General features: G+C 39.2%; 11 protein-coding genes. 3 read left to right on the top strand and 8 right to left on the bottom strand.

Going from position 1 to position 18,095, the window contains the following annotated elements:
* Positions 1–469: 469 nt before the first annotated feature.
* Positions 470–1,990 carry an outer membrane protein assembly factor BamB family protein gene (locus tag KDK67_RS08695; protein WP_250868403.1) on the bottom strand — a complete coding sequence of 507 codons (1,521 nt, stop codon included), beginning with the start codon at positions 1,988–1,990 and terminating at the stop codon, positions 470–472.
* 808 nt (positions 1,991–2,798) lie between these two features.
* Between KDK67_RS08695 and KDK67_RS08690 the strand changes: the two genes are divergently transcribed.
* The 3 genes from KDK67_RS08690 (at position 2,799) to KDK67_RS08680 (ending at position 5,651) form a co-directional block, all read left to right on the top strand.
* A complete protein-coding gene (locus KDK67_RS08690) occupies positions 2,799–4,538 on the top strand; it encodes a PKD domain-containing protein (RefSeq protein WP_250868402.1) in 1,740 nt (579 codons plus the stop codon).
* 338 nt (positions 4,539–4,876) lie between these two features.
* Positions 4,877–5,116: a hypothetical protein gene (locus KDK67_RS08685; RefSeq protein ID WP_250868401.1), complete on the top strand. Its 240-nt coding sequence runs from the start codon at positions 4,877–4,879 to the stop codon at positions 5,114–5,116.
* Complete coding sequence (locus tag KDK67_RS08680) at positions 5,094–5,651, top strand: PGF-CTERM sorting domain-containing protein (protein ID WP_250868400.1); 558 nt, start codon at positions 5,094–5,096, stop codon at positions 5,649–5,651. Before KDK67_RS08685 ends, KDK67_RS08680 begins: the two co-directional genes overlap by 23 nt.
* A 113-nt stretch (positions 5,652–5,764) precedes the next feature.
* Here KDK67_RS08680 and KDK67_RS08675 read toward each other — a convergent pair whose 3' ends face one another.
* The 7 genes from KDK67_RS08675 to KDK67_RS08645 form a co-directional block, all read right to left on the bottom strand.
* Positions 5,765–6,544, bottom strand: coding sequence for a heme ABC transporter ATP-binding protein (locus KDK67_RS08675; protein WP_250868399.1), 780 nt, complete (start codon positions 6,542–6,544; stop codon positions 5,765–5,767).
* A complete protein-coding gene (locus KDK67_RS08670) occupies positions 6,537–7,562 on the bottom strand; it encodes a FecCD family ABC transporter permease (protein ID WP_250868398.1) in 1,026 nt (341 codons plus the stop codon). The genes KDK67_RS08675 and KDK67_RS08670 overlap by 8 nt, the downstream gene beginning before the upstream one ends.
* Positions 7,563–7,591: 29 nt before the next feature.
* A complete protein-coding gene (locus KDK67_RS08665) occupies positions 7,592–8,734 on the bottom strand; it encodes an ABC transporter substrate-binding protein (protein ID WP_250868397.1) in 1,143 nt (380 codons plus the stop codon).
* Positions 8,735–8,989: 255 nt separating this feature from the next.
* Positions 8,990–11,806: an outer membrane protein assembly factor BamB family protein gene (locus tag KDK67_RS08660; RefSeq protein ID WP_250868396.1), complete on the bottom strand. Its 2,817-nt coding sequence runs from the start codon at positions 11,804–11,806 to the stop codon at positions 8,990–8,992.
* Positions 11,807–12,442: 636 nt separating this feature from the next.
* On the bottom strand, positions 12,443–12,640 hold the full coding sequence (locus KDK67_RS08655) for a hypothetical protein (RefSeq protein WP_250868395.1): 198 nt from the start codon (positions 12,638–12,640) through the stop codon (positions 12,443–12,445).
* 421 nt (positions 12,641–13,061) lie between these two features.
* The gene (locus KDK67_RS08650) at positions 13,062–17,210 is read right to left on the bottom strand and encodes a PKD domain-containing protein (protein WP_250868394.1); all 4,149 of its coding nucleotides are present in this window, start codon (positions 17,208–17,210) and stop codon (positions 13,062–13,064) included.
* A gap of 30 nt (positions 17,211–17,240) precedes the next feature.
* The gene (locus KDK67_RS08645) at positions 17,241–17,756 is read right to left on the bottom strand and encodes an LVIVD repeat-containing protein (RefSeq protein WP_250868393.1); all 516 of its coding nucleotides are present in this window, start codon (positions 17,754–17,756) and stop codon (positions 17,241–17,243) included.
* Positions 17,757–18,095 lie beyond the last annotated feature (339 nt).

Genomic DNA, 18,095 nt, shown 5'->3' with positions numbered 1-18,095 from the left:
TCAAAGTAAAACAGCCTTCCTAAATTTAAGCACTGTTTCAAGATGTCATTTTCAAACTCTATTCTTTATGATCAGGTCCAAGTACTACCGAAACTTTGCATCTGTATCTCTTATTTTTTGCCATCTGTTATTAGTTGTTCATTTTAGCTTTTGGTTAACAGTATATTTGCTAATTGGATAACTTAAATTATTTTAATTAGTATTAATAGGTTATGATTTAAACACACATAGTAGTATTAATAATCACATGTTAATGGGTTTCTGGGTGTGATAGATCAATTACTTTCTACAGATCCCGGTTCAAATCAAAATTATCCTATTACCTCAGGTCTGAAAGTTTCAACAAATTATGCATTTGTTATAATATCACTCATCTTCGTCTCTAAGATGAGTATTTTCAAAACGAGTCAAAAATAAAAAAGGTAAGACCAGCAGTTGCTGATCCTTACATATGTATTTTCCAGCACTATCACATTGGAGTTCCGTTTCTGAATGCGTTGTACATATCGATTACTTTTGTAAGGTTGATAGAAGCTCCGGTTTCAGGTGCAGGTGTTCCGTTCCTGAAACAGTTGTATGCATCAATTACCTCTGTTAAAGTGATGTATGTCCCATCAGGCAATCCTTCTGAATCAGGATCATTCCATGGGTTCCAGTCTAAGGTGTCTGGATCTAAAGATTCTGCTGTTGCAAGGGAGAACAGGTATCCACCATTTCCTGTAACTTCATTGTTGGTATAATATACCCTTCCATCGGATATAATTGGACTTCCGAGTGTAAATTGTTGCATTGTGGAAGAAGGCACATAGGTATATCTATGGATCGGATTTGTATTCCCCTCGTAATCTTTCAAGCAGTAGAGGCTTCCATCTGCGGTATTGCTTGTAAAGTATATGTAAACGCTTCCATCAGTATCAACATATCTTGTTGAGATCGCAGCTGATGATTGGAATTTAGCATCTCCTTCCGGAGTGAATGTCCATATCTTCGAGAGATTTGTTCCATCAAGGCAGAACACGGTTCCCGTTGCTGAGCCCCATGTGGTTGCATTTCCAACATAAACCCTGTTATTGAAAATTACAGGTGTTGAAGTTGTAGCACCGATATAGGCTCTTGCTTTATCAGAGGTATTGAAAGTTCCCGTGCTCGGATCAAAACCAACTGCGAAGCAATAACCTTTTGTGGCTGTCATGCCCGATTCTGTGGAAGTAAAGTAAAGCCTTCCGTTATCTTCACTATAGCTTATGGACGAACGCATGAAACATGCATCATAATCTCCCCAGATCGTTTTAATATCCATCTCATCAACAGTGGTACCGTTGATCGTGTAAAGGGAAGTCAGATTCCCATTTGAATTGCCGAATACTATATAGTCGTCTATTAAAGCTGCACCTGCAAAGTAGTATCCAATATTGCCAGAAGATGTGGATGTATATGTCCAGATCTGGTTTCCATTTTCATCATAGCAATAGAATGTACCATTAGATCCACCCCAGTCTGTACTATCTGCAAAGTATATCCTGTTATCTTCATATTTTATAGGTGAAAGAAGGTATCTCGTGTTCCCAACGGATATGTCCCATAGTTCTGCTCCCGTTGTAGCATTAAAAGTGAAAAGGTAACCAGTGGATGTAGGTACGAATATCTTATTGTTCCCATAGGTCGGATTTCCAATGATATCCAGGTTATGCATATCGGACTGCCAGATGATATCTCCAGTGACCTTATCAATTGCTAAGACATTTTGTTTGCTTGCAACATAGATCGTGTTGCCGACTATCATTGGTGCAGTGTTGGCATAACCTACTTTTGTAGCCCAGGTCACTGAAATCTCTGGAGCAGTAATTGGAGCTTCATCTGCTGTGATTCCGGTGTTGGAATTATCTTTAAGGAAAGTACTCCAGTCGGATGCAACTACTGGTGTGCAGGATGCAAAGATTGTAATTAGTACAAATAGACCTATGGATATTGCTTTGCTATTGTTTCTCATTCTGATCATTCCATATTTTTGATGTTAAAAATTGCGTCACATGATACCGTTTTTATTATGCATGTACGTTTTTTTAAGTTGAGTCTTGAATTTTTCAGTAAGGTTTTGTAGATTGGCATAATATCTATGTCACATAATAGCATGCATCTCAGTACTTTTAATACTTATATATTTTACTAACAAGCATTTAATTTTAACCTTTAATGTATTGTGTTAATCTTTACAATTGAATCCTCATGTGGTTAAGTTGTACATATAAAAATTTGTATTTTGTTAATTATCTTATCCAATTTTCTCTATGATACTCTGCGGTAAGAGGGAATTTAACATTATTCGACACCTTAAATTATTATTTTAAATGTATTAGTGAAGGTCGCAGAACTTTTTCTGATGGCATTTTGGTATTAGTGTCTTGTTAGCATCCTTAAAATGAAAGCTGTTAACTGAAAAATCCTTATTGTATTATCCATTTAAATAATATAAATAACTCGAAAAGATATGTTTATATTGGATTACATTTGTAAGGGCTATACAGAATAGTAAAAACCTTCTTTGCTTATGTTAGTATGGTTTAATGCTATGTCTATATGGTTATCTGTTTGAGAACTGGTGTATAAATGCAAGAATTATTAGTACATTTGATTAGATTATCTTGATAGCTTCCGGAGAACCCGAAATATAGATGTTTGGTAGATTTGGTTACAATTCCTGGAATTTGTAAAGTATCAATATTTTTTCAAAGAAATGTTCTTGCATGTGTTCTCTATTCGGTTGTGCAAAATAGATTAAAATAACAATGGAGTAAATTATGACTAAAAATATATTCAAATTTGGAATGCTAGCACTTATGGTGCTGATCTCAGTTGCACTTGTTGCGTCTCCTGCAGCTGCAGATCCTGTAATGACAAGGACATTGAGCGATTCAATGATAGCTCCGGGTGACACTGTTCATGTGACACTTGAGCTGACAAGTTATGTAGATGAACAATCATTGAACTCAATGCAAGAAGACTACAGTGCAGCAGAAATGGATGGCTGGACAGTATCTAATATCGAGTTACCACCGGAATGTCCGACAGCTGTGTATATGAATGGTTCTGGGGTGGACACCTTTATGCTGCACCCTGATTTTACGGGAGTAACAACATTGCCTGCCGGCGATTATACTGTAGAATATGATCTCACTGTGGATGCATCCACCAGTCCTGCTGTATATGACCTTACAGGTAAATATCTGGATAGCGGCAACTCTGCTGGATTCCCTGCTGTAGGTGACACCCAGCTTACTGTTGCTAACACTCCAACCGAGCTTTTCAATGGTGATGTATACCTTCTCTCTGCAGACATGAACGATGAAGCTGCACTTGCTGCAACAGGTCTCAATTACACTCAGTCTGGTGGTATGATTAACAGTATTGGTGGACATATGTACGAGCCTATGACAGGACCTGGTACAGGATCCACTTGGTACACTTTTATCAACGGCGAACAGACAGCTAGTGCTTTTTCCTTTGGAAGCTACGCAGTTGCTGAAGGCGATACCGTAGAATTCATCCTTTTAGGTTCACAGTCTGAAGTACCATATGGACCAGACATGCTTAACCAGAAGTATATTGTGTCAATTATTGTCAATGCTGCCCCGCTTCCTATAGCAGACTTTAATTCAGATGTAATTGAGTCAAATGTGATATCCGGTTATGTACCATTGACTGTCCAGTTCACAGATAACTCATCCAATGCTGATACCTGGGAGTGGGACTTTGATGAAGATGGTGACGTTGATTCCTTTGAACAAAATCCAACATGGGTATACGACACAGCAGGCATTTATAATGTTTCTTTAAATGTTACCAATGAATATGCTGAAGATAATGTTACAAAAATAGATATGATCACTGTTGCTACCGTTCCAACTGAACTTTTCAATGGTGATGTCACTTTGGATCTGAGTTCAGCAAAGACTGATCAGGATGCACTTAATACAACAGGTCTTAATTATACCAAAAGTATGTTCCTTGATTCCATCGAAGGATATGAAAATGTTTGGGACCCAACAGGTACTGGCTGGGCTATTCTTTTGAATGGTGAAATGGCTGGTGCATTCGGAACCAATGCAGTTGTAGCTGGCGATGTCGTTGAGTTGATTTATGTAGGTATGGATGATGATACAATGTTCGATTTCATAGATTCGCAGTATATCGTAAGAATGAACATAAAAGAGCTTTCATCCTCATCCTCATCCTCCTCATCCTCCTCATCCGGTGGTCATGGTGGCGGTACCGGAAGTGCTAGTATTGCATCTTCCGTCAAGACACCAGTGTCTCCTGTGGTGAAAGAAGAACCAGAGGTAATTGAAGAAGAACGTGTTGCAGATGATAACAATGATGGTGACTCTGCAGGGCAGGTTTCAGATGATTCCGGATCACAGGGTGAGGCTGAATATCAGGAACCCAAACCGCTGGAATCCGATCCAGATACTCCTGGTTTTGAAATGACCTTTGCCGTAATCGGATTATTGATGTCCGTATATCTGGCTAAGAGACATTAAAAGACTTAAACACATAGGAAATGTTGTCAATCTGTGTGTAAATGGAGTTATCTCCATGAAACATTTTGAAAGGGATGATTATCCCTTTCTTTTTTTAATTTAGAAATGATGTCATCAGGCACGGACCATTAATGATGTATTTCATTGTCTGTTATCTGTATGCCTAAACTGCTATTCTTGATGGAAGACATTATGATCTTTTTCCGGTCTGGTAAAATTGACTATATGTATGTTTTTTCATAAATCTTTAATATTTTTCAATAAGGATGTGCTTTTGGTTCTGTTCCTTTATTATCTCAATATGAATGGTCAAACAAGAAATGACAATGGGGAATTATATGACTAAAAATGTGTTTAAATATGGAATACTGTTACTCATGGTGCTGATCTCAGTTGCACTTGTTGCATCTCCTGCAGCTGCAGATCCTGTGATGACAAGGACATTGAGCGAAACGACTGTAGCTCCAGGTGACACTGTTCATGTGGTACTTGAGCTGACAGGCTATGTAACCGAAGAAGCCTTGAACTCGCTGCAAGAAAACTACAGTTCAATGGATGGCTGGCTGGACAGTAACTAATACAGTACTCAATGAAGGACTGAATACCCATGAGGAAAGTGATGGTGTTCATAACTTTATGCGCAGTTTCTTTGACGGAAATCTGCCTGCAGGCGATTATACTGTAGAATATGATCTCACTGTTGATGCAGATAGTACTGCTGGTGTATATGACCTTACGGGTAAATATCTGGATAGCGGCAACTCTGCTGGATACCCTGCTGTTGGTGACTCCCAGCTTACGGTTGTTTATTCGTCTTCTTCATCTACTGGAAGTGCTGATGTCACAGACAAAACATCCTCTGATAGCTTTTCTTCAACGGAGCCACCAGTACCTGCTGTGGAGCAGGAACCAGGGGTAATTGTTGAGGGAAATGAAACTGAAATTGTTGTAGGAGATGTGATTGCTGACAATAATTCGGAGGAACAGTCTGTAGATAATGCTGAACCTCAGGATGTTGAAAACCAGGAGTCTTATCCAAAGAGTCCGGGTTTTGAAATGATAGTAGCGGTCAGTGGGTTGTTGATGTCTGTTTATATGGCAAAGAGGGACTGAAAGAACTAACAACAAAAGGGATCCAGTTTATCTGTTGGGAAGTGATTTTCGATCCCTATCAAATATTTGGAAAGGGATGTTTATTCCTTTCGTATTTGTTTAGAAAAGAAAGCTTAAGGGTGTGCTAAAGGCTCAAGTTTTGGTATCACATACAAAGAATTTGTGATCTCATTGGTGACAACCTCTACAGGTAGATTGTATACTTTTCCAATAGTTTCCGGGGTAAGTACTTCTGCTGGTGTGCCCAGCGAGATCAGCTTCCCATCCCTTATAAGGGCTATCTTATCACAGTAATATGCTGCAAGATTCAGGTCATGGACCACTGCAACCACAAGCTTCCCCTTTCTTGATTCATCTTTAACAAGGTTCAGTATATCGATCTGGTTCGTGATATCAAGATGTGATGTAGGTTCATCGAGAAGCAGGATATCCGTTTGCTGTGCAAGGGCTCTTGCTATGATGACACGTTGCAGTTCACCGCCACTGAGCTGTGTGACCAGTCTGTCCTTCAGGAAGTCTGTTTTAGTTTTCTCCATGGAATCTTCAACGATGTCAAAATCCTCTGGAGATTCATTACTTTTTATGTAAGGGGTACGCCCCATCATAACGATATCCTTTACAGCGAACTCGAAATTGATGGAGATCACTTGCGAGACCACCGCTATATGTCTGGCAATTTCAGTGCCACTCATATGTTTTATGGATCTTCCGTTAAAGGTTATATCTCCGGATTCGGGTTTGAGAACTTTGGTGATGGCTTTAACTAATGTTGTCTTGCCTGATCCGTTTGGACCAAGGATACCCAGAAATTCGCCTTTTTCAGTAGAGATATTAATGTCTTCCAGTATCTTTCGGCTGCCATAGCTAACATTAAGATCTTTGATCTCAAGCATAGATACTCTTCCTCCTCTTCCTTAACAGGTATATGAAGAAAGGAGCTCCAAAAAAGGCGGTCACAACTCCTACAGGCAGGTCTGTAGATTCGAGTATCGTTCTTGCAATAGTGTCTGAAAATACGAGGAATATCGCTCCCATGAGGGTTGATGTTGGCAGGAGTATCCTATGATCAGGTCCTACGATGATCCTCATAATATGTGGTATGATAAGCCCTACAAAACCGATGATCCCACTAACAGATACTGCGGCTGCGGTAACAAGTGATGAGAATATAAGTACGCTCCGTTTTACTTTTTCAATATCCACTCCCATACATTGTGCCTGTTCCTCACCAAGGAGCATGACATTCAGGTTCCATGATTGCCTGTAGAGCATGAAAATACCTACAAGTATCATCAAAAAAGTGATTTTCACTTTATCCCAGCTAGCGGTCCATAGTCCTCCCATCAGCCAGTATATTATCTGGTGAGGTGACTGGGAAAGAAAAATGATGAACGATGTAATCGCTGAAAGAAAGAAACCAACAGCAATTCCTGCAAGTAACAGTGTTTCCGTAGGTACTCTTTCTCCGATCCTCGAAATATTGTATACTATGAATATGGATCCTGCCGCTGTCACAAAAGCAAGAAGCTGAAGGGGTAACATCAGTGCAAAAGCAAGAGCTGCACCAAGGCCGGCACCGGAAGACATCCCTATTATATATGGGTCAGCCATGGGATTTTTAAGCAATCCCTGCATGGCACAGCCGGCAGTTGCCAGCGCTGCACCTACTAATGCTCCAAGGAGGACCCTTGGAAGTCGGATGTTCATTATAATGGTGTCTTGGCTATCGCTCCATACCTTCTCGATATGCAGGATATCTCCGAGCATTAATTTTTCAGTAATGGCAGTAACCATTATCTTGACGGTGTCGACAGGGGAAATATCGCTACTGCCTATTGCAGTATTGCTGGCTATCATGGCTACCAGCAATACTGAAAGTAGGATCATTACAGCTCTTCCATCTCTTGCCATCTTACCCTTTTCCTCTTTCGTATTTATATTCAGGAACGTTTTGCTCTAAGGTAGCCTGCCACCAACATACATGATGCGACCATGACACTAAATCCGGGCGTGCTGTTCACTGGCGCTTCCTGTTCAGTCTGCTCTGCATTGGCTTGGATCCCAGACTCGCTGTCTCCGGGTACGTTGTTCAGTGGACTTTCGTCTTCTAACTGTTCTTCATTGGCTTTGATCACAGATTCTTCCTCTTCGGTCTGTTCTTCATTGACCTCGATCTCAGGTTCGATGTATCCATGCAATTCTTTAAGTCCTTCCACGATCCTCGGGCCAGGGATCTCAATGATGCCGGGTTGGTCGATCGGATACACCTTGTTGTTCTTTATGGCATCTGTCTGGGCCAGAGCATCGTTGTTCTTGATCGATTCCATTATTACGTACGATCCTCCGCCCATTCCGGAACAGATTATGATCTGTGGGTTGCTGGCGATGACATTTTCAAGATTGATAACCGGCCATCCTTCAGCTTTCTGGATATTGTTTCCTCCTGACATTGTGATGAGGTCATCTGGATATGAATTAAGTCCGGCAGAGTACATTGGATCATGCCAGATCAGATAAAGTACACGAGGGCGATCCTCAGCAGGGATATCTTCTGTTTTGCTTGTGATAGCGTCCATCTGTGCTCTCATGTCCTCTGTGACCGATAGTGCTGTCTCTTTATTTCCGGTCACTTCTCCTATCAGTTCGATGTTGTTCATGATGTCATCGATGGTATTGGGTTCTATTATAATTACAGTGAATCCCAGGTCCTTTAGCATATTGATGGCATCTTCACCGTTTGCTTCAGAAGCAAACACAACATCAGGTTCAAGGTTAACGATCGCCTCAAAGTCAAGATTGGTATATCCTCCCACCTTCGGGATCTCTACAGCTTCAGGTGGGTATTCATCATGGATAGTTCCTCCAACAACATATTCTCCGACCCCTACAGCAAAAAGGATCTCTGTGTTGCTTGGCATAGTGGACAATATCCTTTCAGGCTTACTTTCTATTGTGATAGTGTTGTTCATATTATCCACTATAGTAAGCGGATATTCTGTAATGCCGGATTCTATAGCGCTTGCATTTGAAGCAGATATCAATACAAGGATCAAAAATAAAACGTAAAAACCTTTGAACATCATTTTCCCTCTATTATTCTTCGAGTTTACAATCAATCGGCACATCTCTATAAAAAGATTCCTCTTTGAATAATATGTGTTATCTTTTGAAATAACGGTATGTTAGTAACTTTTCAATCAAATTTGGCATGCCATCTAATATAGCTTAAAAAAGGGATCGACACAAAATTTCCTGCTAAGATTCTCTTACAAATTTTAAAAATGAGAAATAAGGATGATTGTGTAACCATACCTTATTTCCAAATTTTGCTTTTGCTATCACATAGGTGTTGTATATCTGAATGCGTTATACATGTCTATCACTTTTGAAAGATCTACAGAACCTCCAGTCTCCGGTGCAGGTGTTCCGTTTCTGAAACAGTTGTATGCATCAATTACCTCTGATAGAGTGATGTATGTCCCATCAGGTAATCCTTCAGAATCAGGATCATTCCACGGGTTCCAGTCTTCGATAGCAGTCGTAGCAGTTGAGATGAAGTAATTATTGGCTTCATCCCTTTCATCGATGCTATTCGGTGTGTCCAGAGCTACCTGAAGCTCATACTCTCCCTCAGCTTCAGGTGTCCATTCAAAAGTGACTTCTGTGGTTGAAGCTGTTGAAATGGATGGTACTGTTTTTTTATCCAATGTGACACCATCGACTAGCATGGTGACTTCAAAAGAACCTGCATCCACGTTACCATTGTTTGCGATCTGCACAGTTATATCATTTGATTGTCCGGAAGATACATGTGATTGTACAATGGCTGAAGTTTCGAGGTCCGGTGCTGTTTCAGCATAAGCAGTGACTTTTCCAGACGAGCCTACCGTAAATACAATACCATCTGACACAGCAGGACTTCCCCCTCCTCGTCCATATGCCCAGACCTTCTCTCCGGTGAAAGCATCCAGAGCATAAAGGCCTGCGTAAGAGAAGGAACCATCAGCTTTTCCAACGAAGACCTTTCCGTCAGCAACTACTGGAGAAACTCTCCAGTCGCCCAGACCTGTTCCGATCTCATCGGTACTCCACACAAGTTCTCCCGTAGTAGCATTAAAGCAATGTGTTTGAAGTGCTGAAAATGCATAACAACCACCGGATACATAGACATTACCATAAGCGATCGCTGGTGCTGAATCGGTCCTTTGAATAAGCTGTGACCAAAGTACCTCACCTGTGTTCTTATCCATTGCAATAAGGTCTCCGTACGTATTAGCTTCCCAATTATAGGTTGTAACGTACAATGTATCGCCATAGATAGTTGGAGTACCGTCGGTCTCACTATCAAATGTTCTGTTCCATATCTCTGAGCCAGTGTCTGCATCAACACAATAAACATACCCGCTGTCCCGATAGATACATCCTGTGAAGTAGACTTTATTATCGCTATATGCAGGAGTTGCCTGAGCATAACCAGTTACTTTGAAATTCCAGAGTTCAGTGTCATTACTTTCATTGTAACAATAGTAAGTGTTTGCTCCGTAGTCACCATGATAGTACTTTCCATCAGCTATGAGAGTTCCACCATTCACACTATTTGGATGTCCACACCAAACCCTTCCATCGTGATAGGAAACTGAGGTCCAAGAATCACTGCCATCACTTCCAGATACATTCGCATCTCCCAAATATGCACCAGTGTACATATCAAGCATCTTTACAGAATCTCCACAATTGACATAGACCTTCTCTTCTGCGATCACTGGTGAAGAACCACTGATAGCTCCAACGGATTCACTTGTCCACAATATTGTGTTAGTGTCCGGTGCATCAGAATTTGTAAACCCTATATGTTGTGCATTTTTCTGGTATTGATGCCATTCATCTTCCATAGTCATAACTTCTTTTTCAGATATTCCAAAAAGGTATCCTGCATCATTTGCAAAGTATATTGATCCTTCTGAGATTATCGGACCCGGAAGTGAGTATTGTAGTTTCTCTTCTTCTGGCTGGAAATACCATTCTTCAGAAACCATTTCCATATTTCCTGGCCAGTCTTTAAGACAATATAGTTTACAGTCAAAATCATTCACCGTAAAGTACACATAGACTTCACCGTCTCCATCATCATCATAGGTTGAGATAGCTGCTGATCCCTGAACCCCTCCTTCAGGTATGTAGAAGGACCAGATCTCAGTCAGGTTGGATGCGTCAAGACAGTAAAAAGTTCCATCTGAATAACTATTTCCTGTACCAACGTATAATCTTCCGTTGTATATTGCAGGGGTGGTAGTGAACTTATTATCCACCTTTGCACTAATGAGTTTGTTTGACCTGTTGAATGTTCCATCTTCGTTCATTCCCAGGGCGACACAATAACCTCCTTCTGTAGCTGCATATATCCTTTTTGAATTATCATCATATGTTACTGCTGATCTTATCATCAGTGCATCGACGTCGAATTCGGCAGATACGTCAACTTCATCAACAGTTGTTCCATTTGATTTATATATTGATGATAAGTACGCTTTATCATCGGCAAAAATAAGATAATCTCCTAAAATTACACATCCGGCACGGTAATATCCACCACCACTGGTAGATTCCCGGTTCCATATAGGTGTACCATCTTCGTCATAGCAAAAATACCGACTTGCTCCTCCAAAAGAAAGCCATTCTCCGAAGTATATCCTTCCATCCTCATAGGTCACAGGCGTATTCATCTGATTGAATGGTGGATTGTTGCTAATGACAGAATCATTCCAGAGCTCTATTCCTGTCTCTGCATCAAATGCATATATCATTCCATTATTTGTTGGAACAAACAGTTTTCCATTTCCATAACATGGGGCGCCAAGTGAAAAAGTATTGGCTCCATGGTTTGTTGTATTTGTCCATAAAACCGTTCCATCGTTCTTGTCAATTGCCCATACAGTTCCCTGATCACTTACAGCGTAGATTGTATCTCCTGCTATTATAGGTTCGGCATCAATGCCTCCCATTCCTGAAGATGTGGTTAAGACATCCCATGAGATCAGTAGATCTTTATCGACAGGTGCTTTGTCAGGGGTCACTCCTGTATTGTATGGGTCGACATGGAATTTTGTCCAGTCTGTAGCCAGTACATTAGATGACATGGTTACTATACATATCAATACAATTGCGATTGTTAATACATTTTTAAATATTGCAGTGTTCATATCAGCCACCGGTTGTTTTTTTAGAATATCTGTTGTTGATTTGAAATCATCTATGATCTGTTTAAAACTAATATCTATGTTCTATTTAATATATGTTTGTAATTTCAAATACTATGAATAGCTTTGTAGAATTCCTCATTATTAAGTTTGCAACCATTTTTTATAAGTACAGAATCATATGCAAGTTCATGAGAAAGTGACACCTAAGTTAATTGAAGCTTTGGTGAAGTCTGAATTTGGAAGGGATTTGTTGGCACAGTTGCACTGAACAACTGTCATGAATAGCAATCCGCTTATGTCGAATTCGGATATGTGAAATTGTGATTCTCGGATTAAAAAAGAAAGGTTCTCATTAACATTGAGTGGGTAATTTTTATGTCCTGCAAGCAAATATTCGCAATTATAGATAATCTCCCTGTACAATCCTTTAATTGTGATGTGGTATTTTTGCTCATTCGATTGTGATTCGCATTAGTTCTTTGAATTCCATGATGCTTGAAAGGCAGATGTAAATAAATTTAGTTACCCACACGATGTTGAAGAGATCTAAAAGAAAGTAATTGCCTGTCATAAGGGCAAGCAATAAGCACATCACATCGGTTCACCGTTACTATACGCGTTGTAAAGGTCAATGAACATGCTAATAGTTATTTGAGCATCTGTGTGTGGAGCTGGAGTTCCATTAAAGAAGCAATTATTTGCTTCTATAACTTCACTTAAAGTTATGTACCTTCCATTGGGTGTCCCTTCAGAATCCCAATCATTCCATGGATTCCAGTCATCATGCACGTAAACTTCAGAATCTCCTCCAATTTCAATAGTATTTACCTCACATGCTGAAATAAATCCATTAATATTATAGATTCCACCACTTGTTTCAGCTGGTACAGTAACATTATAGATGATGGTTTTACGATTTCCCGCTTCAAGAGTAGTCGCAGTAGTGTCAAACCAGGTATGTATATCATTTATTTTTGAGTAAACTAGGCCATCATTCTGAAGAGGTGCCCCCGTGACCTCATAACCAAAACCGTGTTCTATCCCAAGTTTGACCGTTTTTGTTATTGTCCAAAGGCTTCATTATATAGATTATACAGTACAAAAAACGAAATGTATTTTATTTTTCTACTATAATGCTTTTCAAAAAGAAAAGATGAAGATGAAGAAACACCCGGATCAACCGGACATTTATTCGGAATAGTTTGCCAGATTATGCGCCTGCTCCAAAAGGGCATTCCAGCTCATTGGTCCAGTAGTAGGCCAGCATCTGATATCTAGAGGTTGTAACAAATTCACCGGTAATGGGTGCCGGTAGATCATTCAGCCAGCAGTTGATAGCTTCCTGCAGTTCAGGTGTCGTAATTAGTGCACCACTATCAGAATCCGGATCGTTCCAGGGGTTCCAATCATCTGGTGCACGAATTAGCGAAATATCATCAATCTCAACTTTTGCATCATGGATAGATTGCTGCAATGGACATATCGCAAAAAGTTTTATTGTTATATTGTGATTTCCAGAATAATTGGATACATCGATTGATTCTTGTTCCCATGTGTCTGAAAATGGAATTATTGTCATATTATCGCCTACATAGAATTCTAATTGACAATATCCATAACCCCCATCATTCGCATATGTTCTTCTATGGAAGAAAGTTGCATTGCTTATATCTGTCAAATCAACATTCTGTGTCAGTGAAATATGGGAATGTGCATGGAAAAATGTACTGACGTCCAGTTCACATCCATGTGTACCTGAATAATTGTGTTCCTCTGAAACTTCGTATTCATGGTGATAATAGGCACCACTTCCTTCCGTATCTATGACCCAACCAGACGTGTTTCCGGTTTCAAACCCTCCATTTATTAATCGTTCTGCAGAGCTGTCCGTACTATTTGCAACATCGATAACTTTGATCAGAGATGCATTGTTCTGCTGTTCGTCCTCAATGACAAGCATGATCTTGTTTAATCCTTCGCTTTCAAAAACATGATCTATTGTCATTCCAGATGTTGCATTGGCACTATCGTCGTTGAATATCCAGGTATAGTTTAAGATATTAGCTTTGATAGTACCTTGATTAACATAGCTGTCAGATGCATTGAACGTTATGGGAGTTCCAACTGTTGGGTAGAATGTATTATTTCCTTCATAGAAAAACAACGGTACCGATTGGCTATTCTGATAAACCACAACGGCGCCCATTCCAAAGTTGCCCTGAGTATCAATTGGATATACTTCGTAAGTGAAGCCTGTGGTTCCTGTTGCATTAAATCTATTTTGTGTTGTGTTCTTTAATATTTCTTTGTTTTGATAGATAGTGAAATGATCTAGGGAGTATGTTCCATTTTCAAATTCCCATTCAAAGCTCAGTGAGTCATTGTCTTGGGAGTTTATGTCCAGATTGGTAATTTCTATTGGTTCAATTACTGAAACGTCTAGTTCGACAGTTTCGAAATTGCCAGAAGTGTCCTCTGCATATATCTTAATTGTATGATTTCCAACTGATGTTTCCATAGTTGAATTCAACATTCCCGAGAAAACATCATAGGTGAAGTTTTGTCTGACTTCATCCAGATAAATGGAAACAGTAGATGAGTTTACTCCTGATCCCACGTCTGTTACAATTGCTTCTGCATATATCTTGTCCAAATGTAGGTCTGATGAATTCCATTGCAATACAGGTGACGTTTGATCATATCCAACAGCATAACTTCCAAAACTTGATATATTTGTGTCGATTTTGTTAGCACTTTCATTTATATTTGAATCTTCAGGAATCCATGCATTTAGCGAATCATTCCATTTGTAGATAGAAATGTTTGCTTCATCAACAACATCTAAATCGTTGTAGTATAGAGTTAGTTCCGCTTCCTGCTCGAATGTGAGATTATATGGTTGTAAATCTGTGATATTTCCAATCACAAATCCCCCTCCACTCATACTTGTCACAAAACTTGACGATACTCCCATAGTCTCGAACATTTGCATTGTTACAGGTGCTGGTTCTTCTGTTCCAAATGTTGTCACAGATATATTTTGGTTCTGGGATTGGGGAACGAAAAGACTACCACCTGAAAATACAACATTTGAAGCAGAGCTGATCTCTACCGCTAGAACATCGACTGCAGATTCTAAAGCTGTTCCTACAGGTTTAAGAAGTTTTTCAAAGATGTTAATTAAATCATGTGCGGAATCATTAACATGGGTATCATATGAATATTCCTCCACAACATATGGCATTTTGTTGTAAATAATTTGTTTTTCAGTCGGATAGCTATTGGCAGTTCCTAACACCACTCCATTATGCAATGTTAATTTCACCGGTCCAACCTTTGCGCTGATTGGGAAGTCACAACCATAGTCATTAGCCTTTGTTTCCTGAATAATAACATTTCCAGACGCGAAATTATTAGTATTTTTGAAAAAACTAAGGAACGAATCTGCCGGATTACAGTTCTCATTTTCGAAAGGATTTACAACATCCGAATCTGTTATTTCACCATAATCACAAATAATCTGTCGAGTAATATCCTCGTCAGAATAGACATTGTCCTTAATTATTGCTTTTCCATACAATTTTTCGTTCTCATCATATCCGAATATCACTGTTTCATCGAGTTCCTTGTCCCATCCACTGCGGAGAATTTCGTTGCCCAAAAATGACTCGGATAGTCCTCCTTTATCACTTTCAATGTATTGGATGAGAAGTTCTTGATATTCATTTTCAGGATAAACTCTGCTTTTTACAGATTTTGCATTGTCATAGCTAAAACCAAGACCAAGGCTTGCTAAGGTTGCTGAGGCTTCATTAGAACTTCCTCCCCCGAGTGACGAATCAAATTTAACAATGTCAACCCCAACTCCTGCGAGCGTTGCTACTCCTGATTCATAATAATCTGTTGACAAATCGGTTTCGATTTGGTTTGCGATAGCATCTATTGCCTTATAAGCCATTGGATTTTTACTATCTACTACACTTGTTAACATGTACAGTACACTTTCCAGTTTTTCAGTATCAGATCCCTGTTCGTAATCCACATGAACCTGTGATCCGGTAATTGTTTTGTGGCCTACATGTGCATCAGTATTCAATGCTGAAACTTCCACTACTCCAGCCTGTGCTTCAAAACCCACGCTTGCACCAGCAGTCAAAGTTGAATCCTGTATTCTATTCATAATCAAATTGGTGTCCAATGTTCCGGCAGTTAATTTAAAGTCCCTATTTATTTCATGGTCTCCATATACATAGAACCCGGCTCCTCCACCACTTTTTTTACTTGAATACCATGAAGTTGAATGGTCACGTTGAAGAACTTCGAGTGGGAAGTTGAACATCGAAGAATTGATGTCATACATGTCATCTCCAATTGACAGGACTACATTTGAAGCCGAAATTTCGTGCATCCCCTCTGTAAATTCTTCTGCTGCAGTATCCACAGAAATATAGAAGAAACCATTCTTATCCGGTTGTGAATAGGTCAAGTGGTCAGATGCCATTGATATTGTGGAATATGGGATTGCTTTAAACCATATATAGTAGGTTCCACCAATCTCAATCTGTGGTTCTGACAAGAATAAAGGATGACACTTATCGTTTATGAAATAAACAATCTTGATGTCTTTTTTGTTTTTGTTACCTTCAAGATCTTTTGCAACAACACTGATGATGTTCTCTCCTTCGAGTAAAGTTACATTTGCACTCCAGTTTGTCGTACCGTTTGCAAGAACACCATTTACATGAATAGTTGAAATCCCTACATCGTCATTTGCTGTTCCGGAAATAGTTACAGAATTATTTAGCTCCACTTGGCCATATATATGTGAAGTTATTTCGACGATAGGTCCATTTGTATCGTGGTCAGCTACTTTAAAAACAAGGGTATCAGGACCTGAAAGGTAACCTGTTAAATATAGATAATTTCCTGTTATATCTATATCCTGTACAGAACCCTCAATCAATTCTTGTCCCGCTAAATATGGTGATGTTGGATCACTTATATCTATTACATCAAGGGCACAAGTGCCATTTCCAAAATCTTCCACAACATAAGCATACTTGTGCTCATCTTCAACTGAATCGCTATTGATATCAACAAGAATTGCCTCTCCTGTAGTCGAATATTTACTTACGTAGTTTACAAAAGGATATTCCCATGAAGTGCTTGCATTTAAGATTAAAAGCCCATTGTTGCCGTCTGCTACATATACGTAGTCAGGATAAAGTTCAGAATTATTTGGACTGCGACTTACAGCAAGGCTATGCGTCGCATTTAGATAATATCGATTTACACTATTGTCTGGTAACTGATACATTTCAAGACAAGATCTATCGGAGTAATAGCCAAGGTTGAACATGTAATCACCTACAACCCGGAACTCTTCTCGCTAGTGACTGCTGGTTCCTATGGTATAAACAGCTGAAGGATGAGTTGGATCACTTACATTAATTACATTTATACCAAATCGATCACGTAAAAATACGCTTGTGTCTTGTGCTTCAATGTTAATTTTAGAGTTCGGGTAACTATAGGTGTATCCACCCAATGTACTTGTAGTATTTGGGTTAGATTTGTTACTAATGTCGAGAACCCTAAGACCATCTACTAACGGATCTGCCATGTAAATGTAATCATCTGATAAAACAGCAGTTGAGTATGCATTGTATGAAGACGATGACGTCAGATTCGGATCACTTGAATCACTAACATCTACGATATAGAGATGGTTATAGTCACTAATATATGCATATCCATTAAAAGCATCTATTTCTCCACTACCCTGTGAATAATTTCCAATCAGTCTTATATCCACTTCCCCTTCTGAAGCTGCACATGTGCATGTACCAATCATTAACAACAAAAGAATTGCTATACCAAATAATCTACACTCTTTAATTTTCATACAAAATCTCCCATTTCGAGTAATTTAGTCTCCGCACATTTTAATAAAGTAATATGAATGTAAATTAAATAATTGTCAATTAAAATAATTTAAAATAAGTAGTAAAGTTATTCCATATAAAGTAACCCATATAGGAAAGGTATATAATCTTTGAAACTAATATCGTGCAATTTTGGATATTGATGTAGCCATATAGCCAAAATTAACAATTTTGGATCTCATCAACATTGAGTGGGTAATTTAATATTTGTGTCTTCCAATTCAATTCTATGGAAGATAAAGAACTCATTCAAATTGCACTCGGATTGTCATCTCCTTGGTTTGTAAAAAGTATCAATC

Origin of the sequence: Methanococcoides seepicolus (assembly GCF_023684405.1) — an archaeon.
GTDB classification, from domain to species: domain Archaea; phylum Halobacteriota; class Methanosarcinia; order Methanosarcinales; family Methanosarcinaceae; genus Methanococcoides; species Methanococcoides seepicolus.
This window is presented reverse-complemented; position numbering and strand designations above follow the sequence as displayed.